This is a genomic window from Zoogloea sp. JDB1 (assembly GCF_056724025.1).
In genome coordinates this window covers 5,251,478-5,270,916 of the sequence record NZ_CM161496.1, presented here as the reverse complement: position 1 = coordinate 5,270,916, position 19,439 = coordinate 5,251,478, and the positions used below count along the sequence as shown (strand labels likewise).

The 19,439-nt window shown below is 66.9% G+C and carries 17 protein-coding genes; 4 read left to right on the top strand and 13 right to left on the bottom strand.

The genetic code is table 11. The features are described from left to right. The first annotated feature begins 149 nt into the window (after window positions 1-149). Window positions 150-2,342 carry a TonB-dependent receptor plug domain-containing protein gene (locus AC1PPK_RS23965; protein ID WP_481115486.1) on the top strand — a complete coding sequence of 731 codons (2,193 nt, stop codon included), beginning with the start codon at window positions 150-152 and terminating at the stop codon, window positions 2,340-2,342. Window positions 2,343-2,358: 16 nt separating this feature from the next. Here AC1PPK_RS23965 and AC1PPK_RS23960 read toward each other — a convergent pair whose 3' ends face one another. Continuing rightward, complete coding sequence (locus tag AC1PPK_RS23960; RefSeq protein WP_481115485.1) at window positions 2,359-4,797, bottom strand: ATP-binding protein; 2,439 nt, start codon at window positions 4,795-4,797, stop codon at window positions 2,359-2,361. Then, window positions 4,797-5,699, bottom strand: coding sequence for a PhnD/SsuA/transferrin family substrate-binding protein (locus tag AC1PPK_RS23955; RefSeq protein ID WP_481115484.1), 903 nt, complete (start codon window positions 5,697-5,699; stop codon window positions 4,797-4,799). Before AC1PPK_RS23955 ends, AC1PPK_RS23960 begins: the two co-directional genes overlap by 1 nt. A gap of 237 nt (window positions 5,700-5,936) precedes the next feature. On the opposite strand from AC1PPK_RS23955, the gene bfr (AC1PPK_RS23950) reads away from it, so the two are divergent. Both bfr (AC1PPK_RS23950) and bfr (AC1PPK_RS23945) read left to right on the top strand, forming a co-directional pair. After that, window positions 5,937-6,422 (top strand): bacterioferritin, encoded by a 486-nt coding sequence (bfr, locus tag AC1PPK_RS23950; RefSeq protein WP_481115483.1) that lies wholly within the window; start codon window positions 5,937-5,939, stop codon window positions 6,420-6,422. 15 nt (window positions 6,423-6,437) lie between these two features. Further along, a complete protein-coding gene (gene bfr, locus AC1PPK_RS23945; protein WP_481115482.1) occupies window positions 6,438-6,920 on the top strand; it encodes a bacterioferritin in 483 nt (160 codons plus the stop codon). Between the two features lie 77 nt (window positions 6,921-6,997). Here the strand turns inward: bfr (AC1PPK_RS23945) and AC1PPK_RS23940 are convergent, their stop codons facing one another. The 10 genes from AC1PPK_RS23940 to AC1PPK_RS23895 all read right to left on the bottom strand — a co-directional run bounded on the left by AC1PPK_RS23940 (window position 6,998) and on the right by AC1PPK_RS23895 (window position 16,309). Continuing rightward, window positions 6,998-7,222, bottom strand: coding sequence for a DUF3820 family protein (locus AC1PPK_RS23940; RefSeq protein WP_481115481.1), 225 nt, complete (start codon window positions 7,220-7,222; stop codon window positions 6,998-7,000). Next, window positions 7,219-8,685, bottom strand: coding sequence for an aminoacyl-histidine dipeptidase (locus AC1PPK_RS23935; protein ID WP_481115480.1), 1,467 nt, complete (start codon window positions 8,683-8,685; stop codon window positions 7,219-7,221). The genes AC1PPK_RS23940 and AC1PPK_RS23935 overlap by 4 nt, the downstream gene beginning before the upstream one ends. A gap of 34 nt (window positions 8,686-8,719) precedes the next feature. After that, the gene (locus AC1PPK_RS23930; RefSeq protein WP_481115479.1) at window positions 8,720-9,721 is read right to left on the bottom strand and encodes an LLM class flavin-dependent oxidoreductase; all 1,002 of its coding nucleotides are present in this window, start codon (window positions 9,719-9,721) and stop codon (window positions 8,720-8,722) included. A 126-nt stretch (window positions 9,722-9,847) separates the two neighbouring features. Further along, window positions 9,848-10,615 (bottom strand): thiazole synthase, encoded by a 768-nt coding sequence (locus AC1PPK_RS23925; protein WP_481118262.1) that lies wholly within the window; start codon window positions 10,613-10,615, stop codon window positions 9,848-9,850. A gap of 55 nt (window positions 10,616-10,670) precedes the next feature. Next, complete coding sequence (gene thiS / locus AC1PPK_RS23920) at window positions 10,671-10,877, bottom strand: sulfur carrier protein ThiS (RefSeq protein WP_481115478.1); 207 nt, start codon at window positions 10,875-10,877, stop codon at window positions 10,671-10,673. Next, window positions 10,874-11,839: a lipoyl synthase gene (gene lipA / locus AC1PPK_RS23915; RefSeq protein ID WP_481115477.1), complete on the bottom strand. Its 966-nt coding sequence runs from the start codon at window positions 11,837-11,839 to the stop codon at window positions 10,874-10,876. The genes thiS and lipA overlap by 4 nt, the downstream gene beginning before the upstream one ends. A 149-nt stretch (window positions 11,840-11,988) precedes the next feature. Continuing rightward, window positions 11,989-13,101, bottom strand: coding sequence for an acetoin dehydrogenase dihydrolipoyllysine-residue acetyltransferase subunit (locus tag AC1PPK_RS23910; protein ID WP_481115476.1), 1,113 nt, complete (start codon window positions 13,099-13,101; stop codon window positions 11,989-11,991). Then, window positions 13,101-14,111 (bottom strand): alpha-ketoacid dehydrogenase subunit beta, encoded by a 1,011-nt coding sequence (locus AC1PPK_RS23905; RefSeq protein WP_481115475.1) that lies wholly within the window; start codon window positions 14,109-14,111, stop codon window positions 13,101-13,103. Before AC1PPK_RS23905 ends, AC1PPK_RS23910 begins: the two co-directional genes overlap by 1 nt. Window positions 14,112-14,145: 34 nt before the next feature. Further along, complete coding sequence (locus tag AC1PPK_RS23900; RefSeq protein ID WP_481115474.1) at window positions 14,146-15,120, bottom strand: thiamine pyrophosphate-dependent dehydrogenase E1 component subunit alpha; 975 nt, start codon at window positions 15,118-15,120, stop codon at window positions 14,146-14,148. Between the two features lie 145 nt (window positions 15,121-15,265). Beyond that, window positions 15,266-16,309 (bottom strand): ATP-NAD kinase family protein, encoded by a 1,044-nt coding sequence (locus AC1PPK_RS23895; protein WP_481115473.1) that lies wholly within the window; start codon window positions 16,307-16,309, stop codon window positions 15,266-15,268. A gap of 333 nt (window positions 16,310-16,642) precedes the next feature. Between AC1PPK_RS23895 and AC1PPK_RS23890 the strand changes: the two genes are divergently transcribed. Continuing rightward, window positions 16,643-18,664, top strand: coding sequence for a sigma-54-dependent Fis family transcriptional regulator (locus AC1PPK_RS23890; protein WP_481115472.1), 2,022 nt, complete (start codon window positions 16,643-16,645; stop codon window positions 18,662-18,664). Between the two features lie 75 nt (window positions 18,665-18,739). Here AC1PPK_RS23890 and AC1PPK_RS23885 read toward each other — a convergent pair whose 3' ends face one another. Continuing rightward, window positions 18,740-19,336: a nitroreductase family protein gene (locus tag AC1PPK_RS23885; RefSeq protein WP_481115471.1), complete on the bottom strand. Its 597-nt coding sequence runs from the start codon at window positions 19,334-19,336 to the stop codon at window positions 18,740-18,742. Between the last annotated feature and the right edge of the window lie 103 nt (window positions 19,337-19,439).

Below are 19,439 nucleotides of genomic sequence, written 5' to 3'. Positions count from 1 at the left end.
CATTGAAGCGTCATGCCGCCGTCTTGCTGCGGCATCTTGTCGCATCGGCAATCATTTCGCGAGGTAAGAGAATCCGGGCCTGACGAAATTGAGTGGATAAGGAAGTCCCCATGCGACGTGTTGCGCCCGTGCCCTCCCGGCTTGCCCTGATGATTGCCTCGTTGTTCCCGATTGTTTCCGTTCCGGCTGCGTGGGCGGCGGATGGGCCAGCCGAGTTGTCGGAGGTGGCGGTGTCGGCGTCCCGCATCGAGCCTGTGAATGGTAAGCAGGGCGTGGAGCGGTCGTGGATCGCGCGCCAGCGGGCCGCGACGAGCGATTCGGCAGCCTTGCTGCTGGGTGTGCCGGGGGCGGCGATGTCGACGGCGGGTGGGGTGTCGAGCTTGCCGGTCATCCAGGGGCTGGCGGACGACCGTAATCGCATCCAGGTGGATGGGATGGACCTGATTTCGGCCTGTGGCAATCACATGAATCCGCCGCTGTCCTATATCGATCCGACGCGCATTGGCGAGATTCAGGTTTATTCCGGCGTGCGGCCGGTGAGCCTGGGGGGCGACAGCATCGGCGCGACGGTGGTCGTCGATTCCCGTGCACCACGCTTTGCGGCGGCGGGCGAGGGTACGCTGACGACCGGTGAGCTTGGGGCGTTCTACCGTTCCAATGGCGATGCGCACGGCTTCAATACGACGGCGACCTGGGCCAGCGAGAACCTGAGCGTCACCTACGCCGGCTCGGAGGCGGAGTCGCGAAATTACCGGTCGGCCAAGGCCTTCAAGAGCGGGACGACAGCGCTCGATACGCTGGCGGGATCGCACTGGATCGCCAGCGACGAGGTCGCCTCGTCGGCCTACAAGTCCATCAACCAGGCGCTGGATGTGGCCTTGCGCAATGGCAACCATCTGTTCGAGCTGAAGGCCGGACTGCAGCACATTCCCTATCAGGGATTCCCGAACCAGCACATGGATATGACGGATAACAAGAGTTCCCGCTTTGCTTTCAATTACACGGGGACTTTTGTGTGGGGCAGCCTGCAGGGGCGGATCTACCAGGAGCAGACCCGCCACCAGATGGATTTCGGCAAGGACAAGCTGTACTGGTATGGCGCTGCGAAAAACGTGGCGGGCATGCCGATGGACACCAAGGGCAACAACATCGGCGCGCAGTTGAAGGCCGAGATCAATCTGAACGAGCGCGACACGCTGCGGGTCGGCACAGAATACCAGCGCTATCGCCTGGACGACTGGTGGTTGCCGGTGGCCAACTCGATGATGATGTCGCCGAATACCTTTTCGAATATCAACGACGGCCAGCGCGACCGTTTCGATCTTTATGGGGAATGGGAAGCCCAATGGTCGCCGCGGTGGACCTCGCTGGCTGGCGTGCGCAGCAGCACCCTGCGCATGAATGCCGGCACGGTGCAGGGCTACAACACGATGGCGATGATGTACGGCGCCGATGCGGCGCGCTTCAACGCCGCCGACCGCCGCAAGACCGACGACAACGTGGACGCGACGCTGATGTTGCGCTTCACGCCCGCCGCCGGGCGCGTCTTCGAGGGCGGCTATTCGCGCAAGACCCGCTCGCCGAGCCTCTACGAGCGCTATACGTGGTCCACCAATGGCATGGCGATGACCATGAACAACTGGCTCAACGACGGCAACGGCTACGTGGGGGATATCGAGCTGAAGCCGGAGGTGGCGCACACCGTGAGCGTCAGCGCCGATCTCCGCGACACGGAGAGCCAGCGCTGGGCGCTGAAGATCACGCCCTACTATTCCTATATCGACAACTACATCGATGCGCGCTGCCTCACCACCTGTACGCCGCAGCGCTTCAATTACCTGAAGCTGGTCAACACCGATGCGCGCATCGCCGGCATCGACCTGTCCGGGCAGGCGCTGCTGGCCGAGGGCGCGGGCTTCGGCAGCCTCACCGGCAAGGCCGTCGTCGGCTATGTGCGCGGCAAGAATGCGCAGACCGACGATCACCTCTACAACATCATGCCGCTCAACGCGCGGCTCACCGTCGAGCAGCGCGTGGGGGCGTGGATCAACAGCGTCGAAGGTGTCTTCGTGAAGGCCAAGGATGACGTATCCCAGGTCCGCAACGAGATCCGCACCGCCGGCTATGGTTTGCTGAATCTGCGCAGCAGTTACGAGCAGCAGCATTACCGCGTCGACGTGGGCATCGACAACGCCTTCAACAAGCAATACACCCTGCCGCTGGGCGGCGCCTACATCGGCCAGGGCACGACGATGTCGCTCAACGGCAGCGGCACACCCTACGGCATCGGTGTGCCGGGCATGGGGCGTTCGCTATATGCGGGGCTGACGCTGAAGTTCTGACGGCGCACGCGCCCCGTCACGGGTTGGGCGGGGCGTCGGTGTCGTCGCCGATCCGCGCGCACAGCGCGTCGACCAGCGGTGGGAGTGCCTGGGCGAGCTCGGCGGCGGCGCGCTGCGCCTGTGCCGCTCCATCGGCGGTGTCCTGCTTGAGGGCGTGGCAGAGGGCGTCGGCCAGGTGGTACACCGGCATCGCACCGATGTTGCCGGCCGCGCCCTTCAGCGTGTGGGCCCGTTCGTAGGCCTCGTCGCGCCGGCCGCTGGCGAGGGCGGCGAGAATCTGCGCCGCGGCGTCGCTTTCGGTGCGCAGGAAGATGTGCAGGATGCGCAGATAGGTCGGCAGGCGGTTGCGCACGATGTGCAGGCCGGCGGCCACATCCAGCCCGGTGATGGATTCGAGCTGCGCGCGCAGCTGGCCGTCGCCGTTGGCGTCGGTGGTCGGGGCTGCGGTTTCCGTCGTCGATGCGGGTGCGGCCGGCCGCGGCGGCAGCCATTCCTGCAGCGTGCGGTACAGGCGTTCGGGATCGACCGGCTTGGCGATGTGGTCGTTCATGCCGGCGGCGAGGCACAGCTCGCGGTCGTCCTTGAAGGCGTTGGCGGTCATCGCCAGGATCGGCACCGTCTGCCGGTCCGGCAACTGGCGGATCGCGCGGGTGGCCGCCAGGCCATCCATGTTGGGCATCTGCATGTCCATCAGGATCAGGTCGTAGGCGGTGGCGGTGGCCAGGGCCAGCGCCTCGCGCCCGTCGTTGGCCACGTCCACCCGCATGCCTTGCTCGGTCAGCAGGGCCAGCGCGACCTCCTGATTGGTCGGGTTGTCCTCGGCAAGCAGGATCCGTTTGTCGTGCAGAAGGCCGGGATCGGGGGTGCTCGCGATGGTCGGGAGAGCGGCGGGTTGCGCCGTGGCGGCGTGCTGGCCTCCGTCGAGCAGGCTGCGCCGCAGCGGCAGTTCGAACCAGAAGGTGCTGCCCTCGCCGGGAACGCTGTCCACGGCGAGGCAGCCGCCCATCAGCTCGACCAGCTTGCGGCTGATCACCAGTCCCAGGCCGGTGCCGCCGTACTTGCGGGTGGTCGAGCTGTCGGCCTGCTGAAAGGCCTTGAAGATGCGTTCGCGCTGCGCTTCGTCGATGCCGATACCGGTGTCGCTGACCTCGAAGCGCACCCGGAGGAGGTCGCCGTCGGTATCCTGCAGGCGGATGCGGAACACGATGCGGCCGTGCTCGGTGAATTTCACCGCATTGCTGGCCAGGTTCAGCAGCACCTGGGTCAGCTTCAGGCGGTCGGCGCACAGCCACGCGGGCAGGGCCGGGTCGATCTCCTGGATCACCGACAGCTGCTTGGCCGCGGCCCGTTCGCCGACCATGTCGAGCAGTTCCTGTACCAAGGCGGCGACCTCCAGCTCCTCGCTCTCCAGGCTGACCTTGCCGGCCTCGATCTTCGAGAAATCCAGGATGTCGTTGATGATGCCGAGCAGGTGCTGGGCGGCCTGCTGCATCTTGTCGAGCCGTTCGACCTGCAGCGGGTCGCGCTCGGCGTGGCGGACGATGTGGTTGAGGCCGATGATCGCGTTCATCGGCGTGCGGATCTCGTGGGACATGTTGGCCAGGAACACGCTCTTGGCGACGTTGGCGGCCTCGGCTGCGTCGCGGGCCTGGGACAGCGCGGCGGTGCGTTCGGCCACCTGTTCTTCCAGGTGTTCCCGGTAGTCCTGCAGCGCGGCTTCGGCCTGGCGGCGCTGCTCCTCGCGTTCGGCGAGGGCGTCCAGCATGCGGTTGAAGGCGTGGGCCAGGTAGGCTACTTCGTCCGCCCCTGCGAGGGTGATGCGGACCTGAGCGTCGCCGCCCTCGACGTGGCTCATGGCGGTGCTGAGCACTCCGAGCCGGCGGGTGATGCGGGTGCCGAGCCAGACCGAGAACAGCGTGGTGAGGGCAATCGCCAGCACCGCGAAGAGCAGGCCGGAATGGCGGATGGTGGTCAGGCGGGTTTCGATGTCGGACTCTCCGACACCGACGCGCACCCAGCCGATGATCCGCTGATTCATCATTACCGGCACGGCGGCGTCGGTGAGCGAGAGATGCCGGGACAGGAAGGTTTCGTGGGTGCTTCGCGGGAGATCGGCCAGATACAGCCCGATCCGCCGCATGTCGGTATGGGCCAGGATCTGGCCGCGCACATCGGTGACCATCGCGAACTCCAGCGACTTGTAGCGTTGCTGGGCCGACACCAGTTCTTGCAGGCCGGCCGCGTCCCGCGAGGCCAGCCAGATCGCCGACGAGGTGGCGAGGGTCCGCGCCATCCCGAGGGCGTGTTCTTCCTGCCGTTCGAGCAGAAACTGCTGCTGCCAGTAGGTCAGGAAGAACACGAAGGCGATGGTCAGCAGCGCGATGGAGACGGCCACACCGGCAATCAGCTGGCGGCGCAGGCTGCCGAATATGCCTTTGAGTACAGGAATGGTCATCAGCGCCGGTCCTCGACCTTGCGGACCTTGGCTTCGAATTCGGCGATGAAGCGCCGCGCCATCTCGTAGTCCTTGTCCTCGGCGGGGCGGAAGCGGGCGGTCTCCATGCCGGCCAGGATGTGGCGCCCTTCCGCGCTGCCTTCCAGTTCGACGAGGCTGCGGCGCACCGTGGCGACGATGGCTTCCGGCACGTCCTGGCGGGCCATCACCGAATTGTTGATGAGGGCTGGCGTTTCCCAGGCCACCCGCAGTTCGGCGGCTTCGCGCGGGTGGTCTTTCTGGAAGGCGCGCCATGGCGGCGGCCAGGTCACGCCGGCGGCCGTCTGCCCGAGATAGACGTTCAGGATGGAGGACTCCTGGGAGCCGACGTAGCGATTGTCCAGATCCTGCATGACGTCGATGCCTTGGGTGTGGAGAAACCACTGGGGCATGATGCAGGCCGCCAGCGCTGTCGGCGACGGGTAGCTGACGGCTTTGCCCTTGAGGTCGTGGATGTGCAGGATGTGGCTGTCCCGCCGGACCAGGATCAGGCCCTTGAAGTCGGCGGGCTCACCGGCCATCGCCAGCACGTGGTAGCCCATTTTTCCGGCTTCGAGGGTTTGCCAGGGATTGGGCAGCAGGAATTCAGGGCCACGCTGGCGGAGCTTCCGCTCGAATTCAGCGTAGTCGCGGGAGGCTTCCAGTTCCAGGTGTACGCCGTTCAACTGTCGGTTGAGGTGGTCGATCAGCGGCTGGTAGGCCGAGGCCAGTTTTTGCGGATTGTGCAGAGGGGGGATGGCGAAGCGCAGTACCGGCGCGCTACCGCCCGGCGGTACTTCCGTGTAGTGGGGGCCGCTGGGCGCAGGCGGCGCATCGCAGCCGCCGAGCAGGGTAAGGGTCAGTAACGATGCGAAGCGTTTCACAGGGGCTGTGAGCAGAGGAGAGGATGCATGTGGAACGGGCATCGGTTTCATCGTTTGCCGCCTCAATCGAGGGATTGCCGGGCCGCGGCAATCAGAGATTCCTTATATTTCGCTATTGTGCCTTGCGCCGGACCCGCGGCGATAGGCGAGTCTGTAAAACCTCCTACTCCCCGGCCAAGCTTGATTCTCCGCGCTTTCCATGCCAGCCTAAAAAGCTGGAATAAAAAGGAGTCCCCCATGAAAGGCGACAAGAAGATCATTGGCATTCTCAACGACCTGCTGGCGGGAGAGCTGGCGGCGGTCGATCAGTATTTGATTCACGGCGAGATGTATTCGGACATGGGTTATGTGCACCTGTCCGAGAAGGCCCTGCACGAATCCGAGCACGAGCGTCAGCACGCCCGCGCGCTGATCCAGCGCATCCAGTTCCTGGAAGGCACGGCCTACGTGGACAAGCGCAGCGCGATCAAGGTCGGCAAGGGCGTGAAGGACATGCTGGAGGCCGACCTGGCGTTGGAATACCACGTGGTCGGCGAACTCAAGAAGGCCATCGCGGCCTGTGAGAAGGCCCAGGACTACGTGACCCGCGACATGCTGCTGGTGCAACTCGAGGACACCGAGATGGACCACGCCTACTATCTGGAAAAGCAGCTCCGCTTGCTCGACGCGGTGGGCCTGCACAACTACCTGCAAAGCCAGATGAAGCCTGGCCACCCCAACTAACAAGAAAGGTCCGCGATGAAAGGCGAAAAGAAGGTCATCGACATCCTGAACAAGGCGCTCACCAACGAGCTGACCTCGATCAACCAGTACTTCCTGCATGCCCGGATGTTCCGCAACTGGGGCTTCGAGAAGCTCAACGACTACAACTACAAGCAGTCGATCCGGGTGATGAAGGAAGCGGACGAGATCATCGAGCGCATCCTCTTTCTGGAAGGCCTGCCCAACCTGCAGAACCTGGGCAAGCTGCTGATCGGCGAGAACGTCAGGGAATGCCTGGAAGGCGACCTCAAGTACGAGCAGGACGTGCAGCACCCGCTGCTGGTCGAAGCCGTTGCCTTGAGCGAGTCGCTGGGCGACTACGTCAGCCGCGACCTGCTGCAGGAGCTGCTGGAAGCCTGTGAAGAAGCTATCGACTGGCTGGAAACCCAGCTGTCGTTGATCGACGACGTGACCCTGCCCAACTACCTGCAGTCGCAGATGGAGCCGGGTGGCAGTTGAGTTGCCGTCGGACGGACTCATGACCGAGTGCCGCCCAGGAAATGAAAAATGCCGCTCCCGTGAGGGGGCGGCATTTTTCATGCTGGTGGCGGTCGGCGTCGCAGTGGAGCCAGCAGCGGCTTGAGCCCGTTGTGGTCGAGCTCGAGCATCAGCGCCAGCAGCTGGCCCAGCCGCCCGGGCGGAAAGCCCTGGCGGGCGAACCAGGCCAGGTAGTTGCCCGGCAGGTCGGCCAGCACGCGTCCCTTGTATTTGCCGAAGGGCATCACATACTCGACCAGCGCCTGCAGATCGTCCGGGTTCATCGCGGGCTGCGGGCGATGTCGGCGAGGATGGCGGTGAACAGCTGCCAGGCGCGGCCGACGGAGTCGATGTCGACGCGCTCGCCTGGGGCGTGGGCGCCACGTATCGTCGGCCCGAAGGAGACCGTGTCCAGCTCCGGATACTTGGCACCGATGATGCCGCACTCCAGCCCGGCGTGGATCACCTTGACCTGCGATTCGCCGCCGAACTCCCGTGTGTAGGCTGCCTGGCACAGGGCCAGCAAGGGCGAGGTGGGATTGGGCGTCCACCCCGGATAGTGGCCGGAGATTTCGGCGGGCGTGGCGGATAGTGCGAACAGGCTGACGATCTCTTCCGCCAGCGCCGTGCTGCCGCTGTCGCGCAGGGAGCGCACCATGAAGTTGGCGCTGCCTTCGGTGGGGCTCACGGACACCACGCCCAGGTTGTTGGACGTTTCCACAACGCCGGGTACGGCCAGGCTCCAGCGCCGCACGCCATGGGGCGCCGCGTGCAGGGAGGCCAGCCACACCGCCTGTTCGGTTTCGGCCAGCAATGTATCGGCGCTGGCCGGGCCCGTGTGCAGGCTGACACCGTCGTCCACGCCGGCCAGCTCTTCGCGCAGCAGGGCCTGCCAGCCGGCGAGGGCTTCCTCCAGTTCGGCGACCTGCGTCGTCGGCAGGGCCACCACCGCCTGGGCCTCGCGGGGCAGCGCGTTGCGGGCGGTGCCGCCCTGCAGGCTGGCCAGGCGCAGCGGAAAGTCCGCCTCTAGGCTGCGCAGCACGCGCACCAGCAGTTTGATCGCGTTGCCGCGTTCTTCGTGGATGTTCACGCCGGAATGGCCGCCGCGCAGGCCGCCGAGGCGGATCTGCCGGCAGATGAAGCCGGTGGGCAGGCGTGCCGGGTGGCCCGGGCGATGGACGTTGACATCGGCACCGCCGGCGCAGCCGAGGTAGAACTCGCCCCAGTCTTCCGTATCCAGGTTGAGCATCAGGCTGCCTTGCAGCACGCCGGGAGCCAGGCCCTGGGCGCCACCCATGCCGGCTTCTTCATCTACCGTGAACAGGGCTTCGAGGGGGCCGTGGACGAGGGCTTTGTCCTCCAGCGCGGCGAGGATCAGTGCAACGCCGATGCCGTTGTCGGCGCCGAGTGTGGTGCCGTCGGCAACCAGCCAGCCGCCGTCGCGGCGCGGGCGGATCGCATCGCGGGCGAAGTCGTGGGGCGTGTCGGCATTGGCCTGGCAGACCATGTCCAGGTGGCCTTGCAGTACCACGCCGGGGGCCGCCTCGTAGCCGGGGCTGGCCGGCTTGCGGATGATCAGGTTGCCGGCGCCGTCCACCTCGGCGGCCAGGCCGCGGCTCAGCGCCCAGTCGAGCAGATGCTCGCGCAGTGCGTCCTCGGCCTTGGATTGGCGTGGAATGCGGCACAGGGTGGCGAAATGGGACCACACGGCGGCCGGTTCGAGGCCGCTAAAAACAGAGTCGGACATGGGATGCGAAGGCGTCGGTTGATCGGGGAAGGCCTCAAGCCTTGCAGACCTGGGCGGCGATGTCGAGGGCGCGCAGGCGCAGGTCCGGGTCGAAGACGTCGCTGACCAGCATGAACTCGTCGGCGTCGGTCGCTTCTGCCAGGCGGGTGAGGCCGGCGCGCACGCTGTCCGGGCTGCCGATCACCGCGGCGCCGAGGAAGTCGCCGATGGCGGCGCGCTCCTCCGGATGCAGGTTGGCCATGAAGTGCTCTTCCGGCGGCTGCAGGCGGCGCCGGTCGCCGCGCAGGATGCCGAGCACGCGGCGGTAGGTACTGCTGGCCAGGAAGTCGGCCTCCTCGTCGGTGGGGGCAGCGATCAGCGGTACGCCGACAATGGCGTAGGGCTTGGCGAGCTGTTCCGACGGGTGGAAGTTGCTGCGATAGACGTCGAGGGCCTGCAGCAGCAGGCGCGGCGCAAAGTGGGATGCGAAGGCGTAGGGCAGGCCGCGCTCGGCGGCGAGGCGCGCCGAGAACAGGCTGGAGCCGAGCAGCCAGATCGGCACATTGGTGCCGGCGCCGGGCATGGCGATCAGTTTCTGGCCGGGCTGGGGGGCGGCGAGCAGCTGCTGCAGTTCGGCCACGTCGCGGGGGAAGTCTTCTTCGCGTTCGATGCGCTCGCGGCGCAGGGCGCGCATGGTCAGGCCGTCGGTGCCGGGGGCGCGGCCGAGGCCCAGGTCGATGCGTCCGGGGTAGAGCTCGGCCAGCGTGCCGAAGGCTTCGGCGACCACCAGCGGGGCGTGGTTGGGCAGCATCACACCACCGGAACCGACGCGGATGCGCGTGGTGCCACCGGCGATGTGGCCGACCAGCACGGCGGTGGCCGAGCTGGCGATGCCGGCCATGTTGTGATGTTCGGCCAGCCAGTAGCGGGTGAAGCCGAGGGACTCCACGTGGCGCGCGGTGCGCAGGGAGATGGCAAGGGCGTCGGCCACGCTGCCGCCTTCGCGGACGGCGACGAGGTCGAGCATGGACAGGGGGATCTGGTTGAGGGCTTTCATGGGCGCATTGTCGGCGGCTGGCGCCGGCTCCGCTAATGGGGAAAGCCCTTGAGAGTCGTGGTCGCGCGTGCGCGTTCCCTTGCCCGCTGTTTTGTCCCGCCGCCGGTGGGCCGGCAGCGGGACGTTTCAGCGCCCGATGACGCCTTCCAGCGGCGAGCTGGCGCTGGCATGGTACAGGCGGCGCGGCATGCGGCCGGCCAGGAAGGCGTGGCGGCCGGCCTCCACGCCGAGGCGCATGGCGGTGGCCATCCGTACCGGGTCGCCGGCGGCGGCGATGGCGGTGTTCATCAGTACGCCGTCGCAGCCCAGCTCCATGGCGATGGCGGCATCCGACGCGGTGCCGACGCCGGCATCGACGATCACCGGCACCCGCGCGGCGTCGATGATGAGGTTGAGGTTCCACGGGTTGAGGATGCCCATGCCGGAGCCGATCAGGCTGGCCAGCGGCATGATCGCCACGCAGCCGATGTCCTCCAGCATGCGTGCCTGCACCGGGTCGTCGGAGCAATACACCATCACGCGGAAGCCGTCGCGCACCAGCACTTCGGCCGCCTTGAGGGTTTCCGGCATGTTGGGGTAGAGGGTTTCCGGGCTGCCCAGCACTTCGAGCTTGACCAGGTCGTGCCCGTCCAGCAACTCGCGGGCGAGGCGCAGGGTGCGGACCGCTTCCATTGCGCTGTAGCAGCCGGCGGTGTTGGGCAGCAGGGTGTATTGGCGCGGGTTCAGGACGTCGAGCAGGCTGGGCTGGGCCGGGTCCTGGCCGATGTTGGTGCGGCGGATCGCCACGGTGACGATCTGCGCGCCGCTGGCCTCGACCGCGTCGCGGGTCTGGGCGAAGTCCCGGTACTTGCCGGTGCCGACCAGCAGGCGCGAGCGGAAGGTCTGGCCGCCCATTACGAAGGGCGTGTCCAGCGGTGTAGTGACGTGATGTGCTTCGGGTTTTCCCATGTCAGCCTCCTCCGACTGCGACAACGATTTCCACCCGGTCCTGCCCGACCAGCGGGGTATGGGCGTAATGGCTCTTGGGCACGATCTGCCCGTTCACTTCGACGGCCACCCGCTTGCCGGCGTAGCCGAGGTCGATGACCAGGTCGGCGACGCGCCACGGGGCGGGGATCTCGCGGGTCTGGCCGTTGAGACGGATCGGGATGCTCATGCTGTGCCCTCCGCGATCAGCCCGCTGCCGGCGGCCAGCTGGTCGGCCCGGTAGGAGGAGCGCACCAGCGGCCCGGCGGCGACTTCGACGAAGCCCATCTCCAGCGCGATGTGGCGCCAGCGTTCGAACTCCTCCGGCGGCACGTAGCGCTCCACCGGCAGGTGGGAGGCGGACGGGCGCAGGTACTGGCCGAGGGTCAGGATGTCGCAGTGGTGGGCGCGCAGGTCGCGCATCGCGGCGAGCACTTCCTCGTCGGTCTCGCCGAGGCCTAGCATCAGCCCGGACTTGGTGGGTAGCGCCGGGTGGCGGGCCTTCATGTCGGCGATCAGGCGCAGGGACGCAGCGTAGTCGGCGCCGGGGCGCACCGCGCGGTACAGGCGCGACACGGTTTCCAGGTTGTGGTTGAAGACGTCGGGCAGTGCGTCGGCCAGGGTTTCCAGCGCGAGCTGTTCGCGGCCGCGGAAGTCTGGCGTCAGTATCTCGATCTGCACTTGCGGTGAGCTCTGGCGGATCGCCGCGATGCAGGCTGCGAAATGGGCGGCGCCGCCGTCGCGCAGGTCGTCCCGGTCCACCGAGGTGATGACCACGTAGCGCAGCGCCATTGCCGCCACGGTGCGTGCCAGCCGGGCCGGCTCGTCGGCGTCGAGGGGGGCGGGACGGCCGTGGGCCACGTCGCAGTAGGGGCAGCGGCGGGTGCAGATGCTGCCCATGATCATGAAGGTGGCGGTGCCGCGGGCGAAGCACTCGCCGATGTTGGGGCAGTCGGCCTCCTCGCAGACGGTGTGCAGCTCCTGCTCGCGCAGCAGCTTCTGCAGTTCGCGCACGGACGCGGTGCCAGGATCGCGGGCGCGCAGCCAGGGCGGCTTGGGTGGCGAGGCGCGCTGGCTGTCCACCTTCACGGGGATGCGGGCCAGCTTGTCGGCGCCGCGCAGGCTAACGGGCGTGGCGTGGGCGGTGGGCATGATGTCTCCTTGGGGTGGGGGCTTGCGGTCCGGTTCGGGCCGGACTCCGATGTTTTCAGGCCTGCGGCGGCCCGCGCGGCAGGGCGGACACTAACCCACGGGGAGGGGGGGTACCCGTGGGCCGGCGTTCCGCCCGCCGGCGGAGCCGGTCAGCCGACGAAGCGGGCAATGGCCCGATTGACGTCGTTGGCGGCTTCCATCTGAACCATGTGGCCGCGGTTGCCGAACACTTCCACCTGCACCTTGCCGGACACCGCGTGGGCGTGGGCGACCGGGATGATGCGGTCTTCCTCGCCCCAGATCACCAGCACCGGCTTGCCCAGTGCGGCGAGCTGGTCGGCCATTACGCTGTTCTGGCGGCCGTCGGCGAACAGATTGCCGGACAGGGTGGAAAGGGCCTCGCCGACGCCTTCCAGGCGCTTGTACTTGAGCAGGTCGTCCACCAGCTGGCGGGTGACCAGGCTGCTGTCGGCGAACAGGTCGGCCAGCAGCGGCTTGAGCGCGTTGCGGTTGGCGGCGGAGACGAAGCCCTGGATGTAGCCGGTGTTGATCTCGTTGCCCAGGCCGGCGCTGCCGATCAGGCTGAGGGAGCGGACCTTGGCCGGGTGGCGCAGGGCCACGGTGAGGGACACCGCGCCGCCCATCGAGTGGCCGACCAGGTGGGCCGAGGCGACACCGACCGAATCGAGGAAGGCTGCCACCGTGTCGGCCAGCGCAGCCAGGCTGCCTTCGCCAACGTCCTTGGTGGATTCGCCGTGGCCGGGCAGGTCGAGGGCATACACCTCCCGATCGGCGGCTAGCGCTTCGTGGTTGAACAGCCAGTTGTTGAGGTCGCCGCCGAAGCCGTGGATCAGCAGCATCGGCTCGCCGCCTTCGCCGCGCTTGAGGTAGCGCAGCTTGTGGCCATTGACCTCGATCTTCTGGGTGGTCGGGCCCTGGTCTTCCTCCTCGCCGTCGGCCGGCTTGAAGTTGGACAGGAAGTCGGCGACGAAGGCGTCGATGTCGGCGTCGGACACGCTGGCGTCGGCGATGATGCCGAGCAGGCCGCCGACCGGCAGCACGTCTTCTTCATTGGCGAGCTGGCGGCGCAGCACGCCGGTGGCACCGGCTTCGACGGCGCCGGCGATCTTCTCGCTCTCGACTTCGACGATTTCCTGGCCTTGCTCGACGGCATCACCGACCTGCTTGAGCCAGCCGTTGACCTTTCCCTCCTGCATGGAAAGGCCCCACTTCGGCATGGTGATGGTTTGGATGGCAGACATTACTTGTACTCCTTGACGCTCTTGACGGCGGCGACGATCTTCGCCGCGCTGGGGATGTAAAGCTCTTCCAGTGCGTCGCTGAACGGCACCGGAGAGTGGAAGCCGGTAACCTGACGGATCGGTGCCTTGAGGCTGTCGAAGGCCTGTTCGGCGACCAGGCCGGCGATGTCGGAGGCCATGCTGCAACGGGGGTGGGATTCATCGACGACGACCAGGCGGCCAGTCTTCTCGACGCTTTCGAGGATGGTGTCGGTGTCCAGCGGCGAGGTGGTGCGCGGGTCGATGATCTCGCAGTGGATGCCCTGCTTCTGCAGATCGGCAGCGGCCTCCTGGGCCTTCAGCACCATGCGGCCGAAGGCCACGATGGTCACGTCGTGGCCTTCGCGGACCACGGCGGCTTCGCCGAAGGGCACGGTGTAGAGTTCTTCCGGCACTTCGCCTTCCATCGTGTAGAGGGCCTTGTGTTCCAGGAAGATCACCGGGTCGTTGTCGCGGATCGACTGGATCAGCAGGCCCTTGGCGTCGTAGGGGTTGGATGGCACCACCACCTTCAGGCCCGGGATGTGGGTGAAGATGTTGTACAGGCACTGGGAGTGCTGGGCCGCGGCGCGGAAGCCGGCACCGTACATGGCGCGGATGACCACCGGGGTCTCGGCCTTGCCGCCGAACATGTAACGGAACTTGGCGGCCTGGTTGAAGATCTGGTCGAAGCACACGCCGAGGAAATCCACGAACATCAGCTCGGCCACCGGGCGCATGCCGCAGCAGGCGGCGCCGATGGCGGCGCCGACGTAGCCGGATTCGGAGATCGGGGTGTCGATGACGCGGCCCGGGTGCTTGGCGTACAGCCCGCGGGTCACGCCGAGCACGCCGCCCCAGGCGTCCTGCTCGCCCGGCGCACCGGAGCCGCCAGCCACGTCTTCGCCCATCACGATGACGTTCTGGTCGCGGCTCATTTCCTGGTCGAGAGCCTCGTTGATGGCCTGTTGGTAGGTAATCTTTCGTGCCATTTTTATGTCTCCTGGATTCTTTGGGCGGGCGTGATCAGTAGCTCACGTACACATCGGTGAGCAGGTCGGCTTCGGTGGGTTTCGGGTCGGACTTGGCCTTGACCACGGAGCCGTCGATGAGGGCCTTCACTTCGGCGTCGATGGCGTCCAGGTCGGCCTGGGCGAGTTCGCCGCTGGCGGTCACGCGGCGGGAGAACTGCAGCAGGCAGTCCTTGGTGTCGCGGATGTTCTGCACTTCGCCGGGGGCGCGGTAGGTCTGCTGGTCGCCCTCGAAGTGGCCGTAGTAGCGGGACAGCTTCACTTCCACCAAGGACGGGCCGCCGCCGTTGCGGGCGCGCTCGATGGCCTCGCCGGCGGCTTCATGGACGGCGAAGAAGTCGAAGCCGTCCACCGTGATGCCAGGCATGCCGAAGGCCGAGGCGCGGTCGGCGATGGTGTCGCAGGCCACCGAGTAGTTGTAGGAGGTGGCCTCCGCGTAGCCGTTGTTCTCGGCCAGGAAGATCACCGGCAGATTCCACACCGAGGCCAGGTTCATGGCTTCGAAGATGGTGCCCTGGTTGGAGGCGCCGTCGCCGAAGAAGCACACGCTGACGTTGCGGGTGCCGCGCAGCTTGGCCGCCAGCGCGGTGCCGCACACCAGCGGGCCGCCGCCGCCGACGATGCCGTTGGCGCCGAGCATGCCCACCGACAGGTCGGCGATGTGCATCGAGCCGCCCTTGCCCTTGCAGGTGCCGGTCTTGCGGCCCCAGATCTCGGCCATCATGCCGACCGGATCGACGCCCTTGGCGATGCAGTGGCCGTGGCCCCGGTGGGTACTGGCGATGTGGTCGTCCTTGGTGAGGTTCATGCACACCCCGGTGGCGGACGCCTCTTCGCCCGCATAGAGGTGGACGAAGCCGGGGATCTCGCCGGTGGCGAAGTCGGTGTGCAGACGCTCTTCGAATTCGCGGATGGTGCGCATGGTGCGGTAGGCCGTCAGCAGGTCATCGCGAGTCAGTTTCTTGGTCACGGTTGTCTCCAGATTGTGGATTTTTGGGTGGTGCTTCCGGTGCGGAGCGGGCTGCCCGCGCCGGGGTCGGTGGCGGTCGGCGCCGCGGGGCGCCGTCCGGGGTTGAGGGCTGCGGGCGGGCCGCAGACGGGAAGAAAGGGGGGCTTCATGCCAGCAGCTCCGTGGCCAGCGGTCGCCGTAGCGCTCCGTGGCGTACTGCGGCGGCGAGGGTGGCGCGTACGTCCAGCGTGCGCGGGCCGTCCAGTTCGAGGGTCACGCTGGCCGGCTGGCGGCCGTTCAGTTCGATTTCCCGTTCGCCGTCGAGGGCCAGGCTGCCGCGCAGGCAGCGCAGCGGGCGGGGCTCGCCGGGCAGAAGCAGGCCGTGGTTGGCCACCGGCACCGGCACGACCAGCCCCGGCGCGATGGGGGCCAGCACCGACGAGGTGGCGCCATCGCATTGCACCCAGGCGCCGTGCCACTCGTTGCGGCCCACCGGGGCGAGCATCGCGGCGATGCTGGAGAGGCCGATGGCGTCCGGTTCGGCGAAGCTCACGAAAAGCTCGGCGATGCTCGACGGGTCCCACACGGCGCGGGCGCCCACGTGGTCCAGGTGGGTCACGCAGACATCCACCAGCGCAATTTCTTCCCGATCACCGAGGCGTACGCGCAGCTGCTTGTTGGGCACCGCGGCCTCGTCGATACCGACGGCGCCGCTCGCCAGCAGGCCGGCGGCGAGGCCAGTCAGCGTTGCTTCGCGCAATTCGGGGAAGGCGTTGTTGGTGCCCGACGACAGCGTCGCCAGCGGGATGTCGCCGCATTCGGAGGCCACCACGCGGTGGGTGCCGTCGCCGCCGAGCACCACGATGACCGCCACGCCGGCCGCCCGCATGCGGCGGATCGCCTCGGTGGTGTCGCTGGCGTCATGGCGCAGCGGCATCTGCAGGAATTCCACCTGCGGCCACGGCTGGCCGCGGTCGGCCCGGTGGCCGTCGATGGCGCGGGTCAGGCCGGCGGCGATGCCCACCACGTCCGGCATCATCACGACCCGCTGCACCCCCACTGCGCCGAAGGCACCGAGCAGGCGCTCGATCATGTTGACCTTCTCCACCGTCGGAAAAACCAGCGCCTTGCTGGTGAGCCGGCGGATGTCCCGCCCCGAGGCGGGATTGGCCAGGATGCCGATCGGAGGAATTTGGAAGTCGTGTTTCACAATTGGGCTTCAATTGGTTGGCGAATTACGCTCCTTTGTGCACGGGGCGTGCCAATTGCCGATTGAATACCGGATTTGTGCACTGCTTTTTTTGTAAGCAGGTGAAATGTATGGAGGTTTTATTTTTGATCTTGCTGTGCGGTGAAATGAGACCTGAAAAGAAAGAGTGAGAAATGAGGCGCGGGGGCGAGAAAGAGACGAGAAACTGAGACAGGTGTCTCAATTTACGGAGACAAACGTCAGCATTGATTTAATTGCCGTAGCGGAATACGCTTTGCCGTTACCAAAGGATGTTTTTCCTAAAACACTCCCGATATATATGGGGGAAATAAAATGATGCGGGGACAAGGTGATATCGCCCGCCACGTGGAACGCGTGGTCGAGGTGGTGGAGAGGGGCGCGCGGCTGCCCAGGCATCCGGCGCAAGACCGGCTGACGCGCTCGTGGCAACGCTCGTTGAGCAAATACCAGGTCGATCCGGGGCTGGCGACGACGCCCCAGGTGGTGACCGCGCAGGAATTGCGCGAGCACCGCGATCGTCTGGATGCCTTCATGCGCATTGCGCGGGAGGGCATGGATCGTCTGCATGAACAATTGCGGCCCTCGAGTTATTGCGTGCTGCTGACCGACGCCACCGGCGTCACCGTCGATTTCCGGACCGTGCCGGAACTGGACAAGGAATTCCGCGCCCAGGGTTTCCGCAATGGCACGCGCTGGTCCGAAATGGACGAGGGCACCTGTGGCGTGGGCACCTGTCTGGTGGATGGCCAGCCGATCCTGGTGCACCGGGGCGAGCATTTCCGCTCCCACAACATCGGCTTCACCTGCAGCTCGGCGCCGATCCTCGGCATCGACGACCAGCCGCTCGCGGTGCTGGATGCCTCGGCGCTGTATTCACCCGAGAACCGGGACAGCCAGCTGCTGGTGTTCCAGATGGTGGTCGAGAAGGCGCGCCTGATCGAGGATGCCTTCGCGTTCCACAGCCTGCGCCAGTACTGGATATTGCAGTTCGGCCGCAGCCCCGAGCTGCTGCACGTGCAGACCGACTACCTGCTCGCCTTCGACGATACCGGCATGATCGTCGGCGGCAATCGGCGGGCCCGCAAAGAACTGCTGCAGCGGCCGGGGCGGATGATCAGCTGTGTGTCCGACCTCTTCGAATGCTCGGCCGCCGATCTGCTGGCGGCGGCCCACGCCCAGCCGGGGCAGGCCATTCCGCTGCGCGTGCAGGACAGCGGCGAACGGTTCTTCGCGCTGCTGCGGGTGCCCGATGCGCGGCGCCGTGCGCCGAGCGATGTGGAGCACGGCTTGATCAACGACGACGGTTGCAACGAGGTGCGGGGCTTCGGCCATCTGGCCACCGAGGATTCGCGGGTGCGTACCAACGTGAGCCGTGCCCTGAAGGTGGCCAACCGGGATATCCCGGTGATGCTGCTGGGCGAGACCGGCACCGGCAAGGAAGCCTTCGCCAAGGCCATCCACGACTGCAGCAGCCGTCACCGGCAGCCCTTCATCGCCCTCAACTGTGCGGCGATCCCGGAAAGCCTGATCGAGAGCGAGCTCTTCGGTTATCGGGACGGCGCCTTTACCGGGGCGCGGGCCAAGGGGGCCCGCGGCAAGATCGTGCAGTCGGACGGGGGCACCCTGTTCCTCGACGAGATCGGCGACATGCCGTTGGTGCTGCAGAGCCGCCTGCTGCGTGTGCTCGCGGAGGGAGAGGTGCTGCCGCTGGGGGCCGAACAGCCGATTCCGGTGAAGCTGCACATCATCTGCGCGACCCACCAGAACCTGCCGCGCCTGGTGGAGGAGGGACGCTTCCGCGAGGATCTGTACTACCGTTTGAATGGCGCGGTGTTCGTGCTGCCGCCGCTGCGCGAGCGAGAGGACATCGGCACGGTGATCGACCGGGTGCTGGAGGAGGAGGTCAAGGCGATGGGGCGGGAATCCCTACGCCTGGCACCGGAAACCCGCGATGCGCTGATCCGTCACGGCTGGCCCGGCAATATCCGCCAGCTGCGTCACGCGATGCGCTACGCCTGTGCGATCTGCGAGAGCACGCTGCTGCACACCGCGCATTTCCCGCCGGACCTGTTCTTCGGCCCACGCCTGGTGTCTGCACGGCTGGCGCCGCGGGATGAGCACAGCATCCACAGCCTGCGCGAATCGCTGCCGGAACCGCCCGCGCCGCCGCTGAAGGAGAAGGATGCCCGGCTGCGCGAGCGCATGCTGGAGGTGCTGCGGCGTAACCAGTGGCAGGTGACGGTGTCGGCAAAGGAACTGGGCCTGTCGCGGGCCACCTTCTACCGCAAGCTGACACGCCTCAACATCGTGCCGCCCAACCGGCGGGACCACTGACAAGCGCGTTTCGTCTGGCTGAGTGAAGTGCCCGTCCGGCACCCGAAAGGGGAGGCCGGACGGGCATTTCCGCTTTTACGCCACGAAGTCGAAACGGCCGTCGGCCACCAGCTCGGCCAGCGGGCGGCGGGTGTTGGGTGTTTCCCGCGCCTGCAGGGCTTCGGGCAGGCTGGCCTTGTCGCCGAGCTTGCCCACCGCGATGACTGCCTCGACCGCGTAGTCGTCGGGAATGCCGAGGCTCGCGCGCAGGCCGTCGGCGTCGAAGCCGCCGAGGCCGTGGGCGTGCCAGCCCGACAGGGTGGCCTGGAAGGCCAGGCTGGCCCACGCGGCGCCGGTGTCGAAGGAATGCCATGCGTTGGGCTGGCTCTCGGCGGCGCCCGGTGCGGTGTACTGCTTGTGGGACAGCACGACGACCAGCGCCGCGGCCTTGTGGGCCCAGCCGCGGTTGAACTCCACGAGATTGTCGAAGACCGGCAGCCAGCTCGGCGTGTCGCGGCGCGCGTAGATGAAGCGCCACGGTTGCGCGTTGTAGGCCGATGGCGCCCAGCGCGCGGCCTCCAGCAGCGCGAGCAGGCTTTCCTCGGGGATATGTTCGCCGGTGAAGGCGCGGGGCGACCAGCGCTGCGTGAACAGGGGATCGATCGGGTAGTCGGTTTGGCGTGCCTGGGTCATCGGTGGCTCCGGGGGAAGGGATCGAAGAGAGGCTTCCATCATGCATCCGGACCTGTGCCGGGGTGAAACAAGGAATCCTGGGATGCTTGTGACGCAAAACTAA

Coding starts and splice junctions, on each gene's coding strand:
- AC1PPK_RS23885 (WP_481115471.1), bottom strand. CDS start 19,336: ATGACCCAGGCACGCCAAACCGACTACCCGATCGATCCCCTGTTCACG.
- AC1PPK_RS23890 (WP_481115472.1), top strand. CDS start 16,643: ATGATGCGGGGACAAGGTGATATCGCCCGCCACGTGGAACGCGTGGTC.
- AC1PPK_RS23905 (WP_481115475.1), bottom strand. CDS start 14,111: ATGGCACGAAAGATTACCTACCAACAGGCCATCAACGAGGCTCTCGAC.
- AC1PPK_RS23925 (WP_481118262.1), bottom strand. CDS start 10,615: ATGGGCGGCCAGACCTTCCGCTCGCGCCTGCTGGTCGGCACCGGCAAG.
- AC1PPK_RS23940 (WP_481115481.1), bottom strand. CDS start 7,222: ATGAACCCGGACGATCTGCAGGCGCTGGTCGAGTATGTGATGCCCTTC.
- AC1PPK_RS23965 (WP_481115486.1), top strand. CDS start 150: ATGATTGCCTCGTTGTTCCCGATTGTTTCCGTTCCGGCTGCGTGGGCG.
- AC1PPK_RS23910 (WP_481115476.1), bottom strand. CDS start 13,101: ATGTCTGCCATCCAAACCATCACCATGCCGAAGTGGGGCCTTTCCATG.
- AC1PPK_RS23930 (WP_481115479.1), bottom strand. CDS start 9,721: ATGAAAGCCCTCAACCAGATCCCCCTGTCCATGCTCGACCTCGTCGCC.
- AC1PPK_RS23960 (WP_481115485.1), bottom strand. CDS start 4,797: ATGACCATTCCTGTACTCAAAGGCATATTCGGCAGCCTGCGCCGCCAG.
- bfr (WP_481115482.1), top strand. CDS start 6,438: ATGAAAGGCGAAAAGAAGGTCATCGACATCCTGAACAAGGCGCTCACC.
- bfr (WP_481115483.1), top strand. CDS start 5,937: ATGAAAGGCGACAAGAAGATCATTGGCATTCTCAACGACCTGCTGGCG.
- lipA (WP_481115477.1), bottom strand. CDS start 11,839: ATGCCCACCGCCCACGCCACGCCCGTTAGCCTGCGCGGCGCCGACAAG.
- AC1PPK_RS23935 (WP_481115480.1), bottom strand. CDS start 8,685: ATGTCCGACTCTGTTTTTAGCGGCCTCGAACCGGCCGCCGTGTGGTCC.
- thiS (WP_481115478.1), bottom strand. CDS start 10,877: ATGAGCATCCCGATCCGTCTCAACGGCCAGACCCGCGAGATCCCCGCC.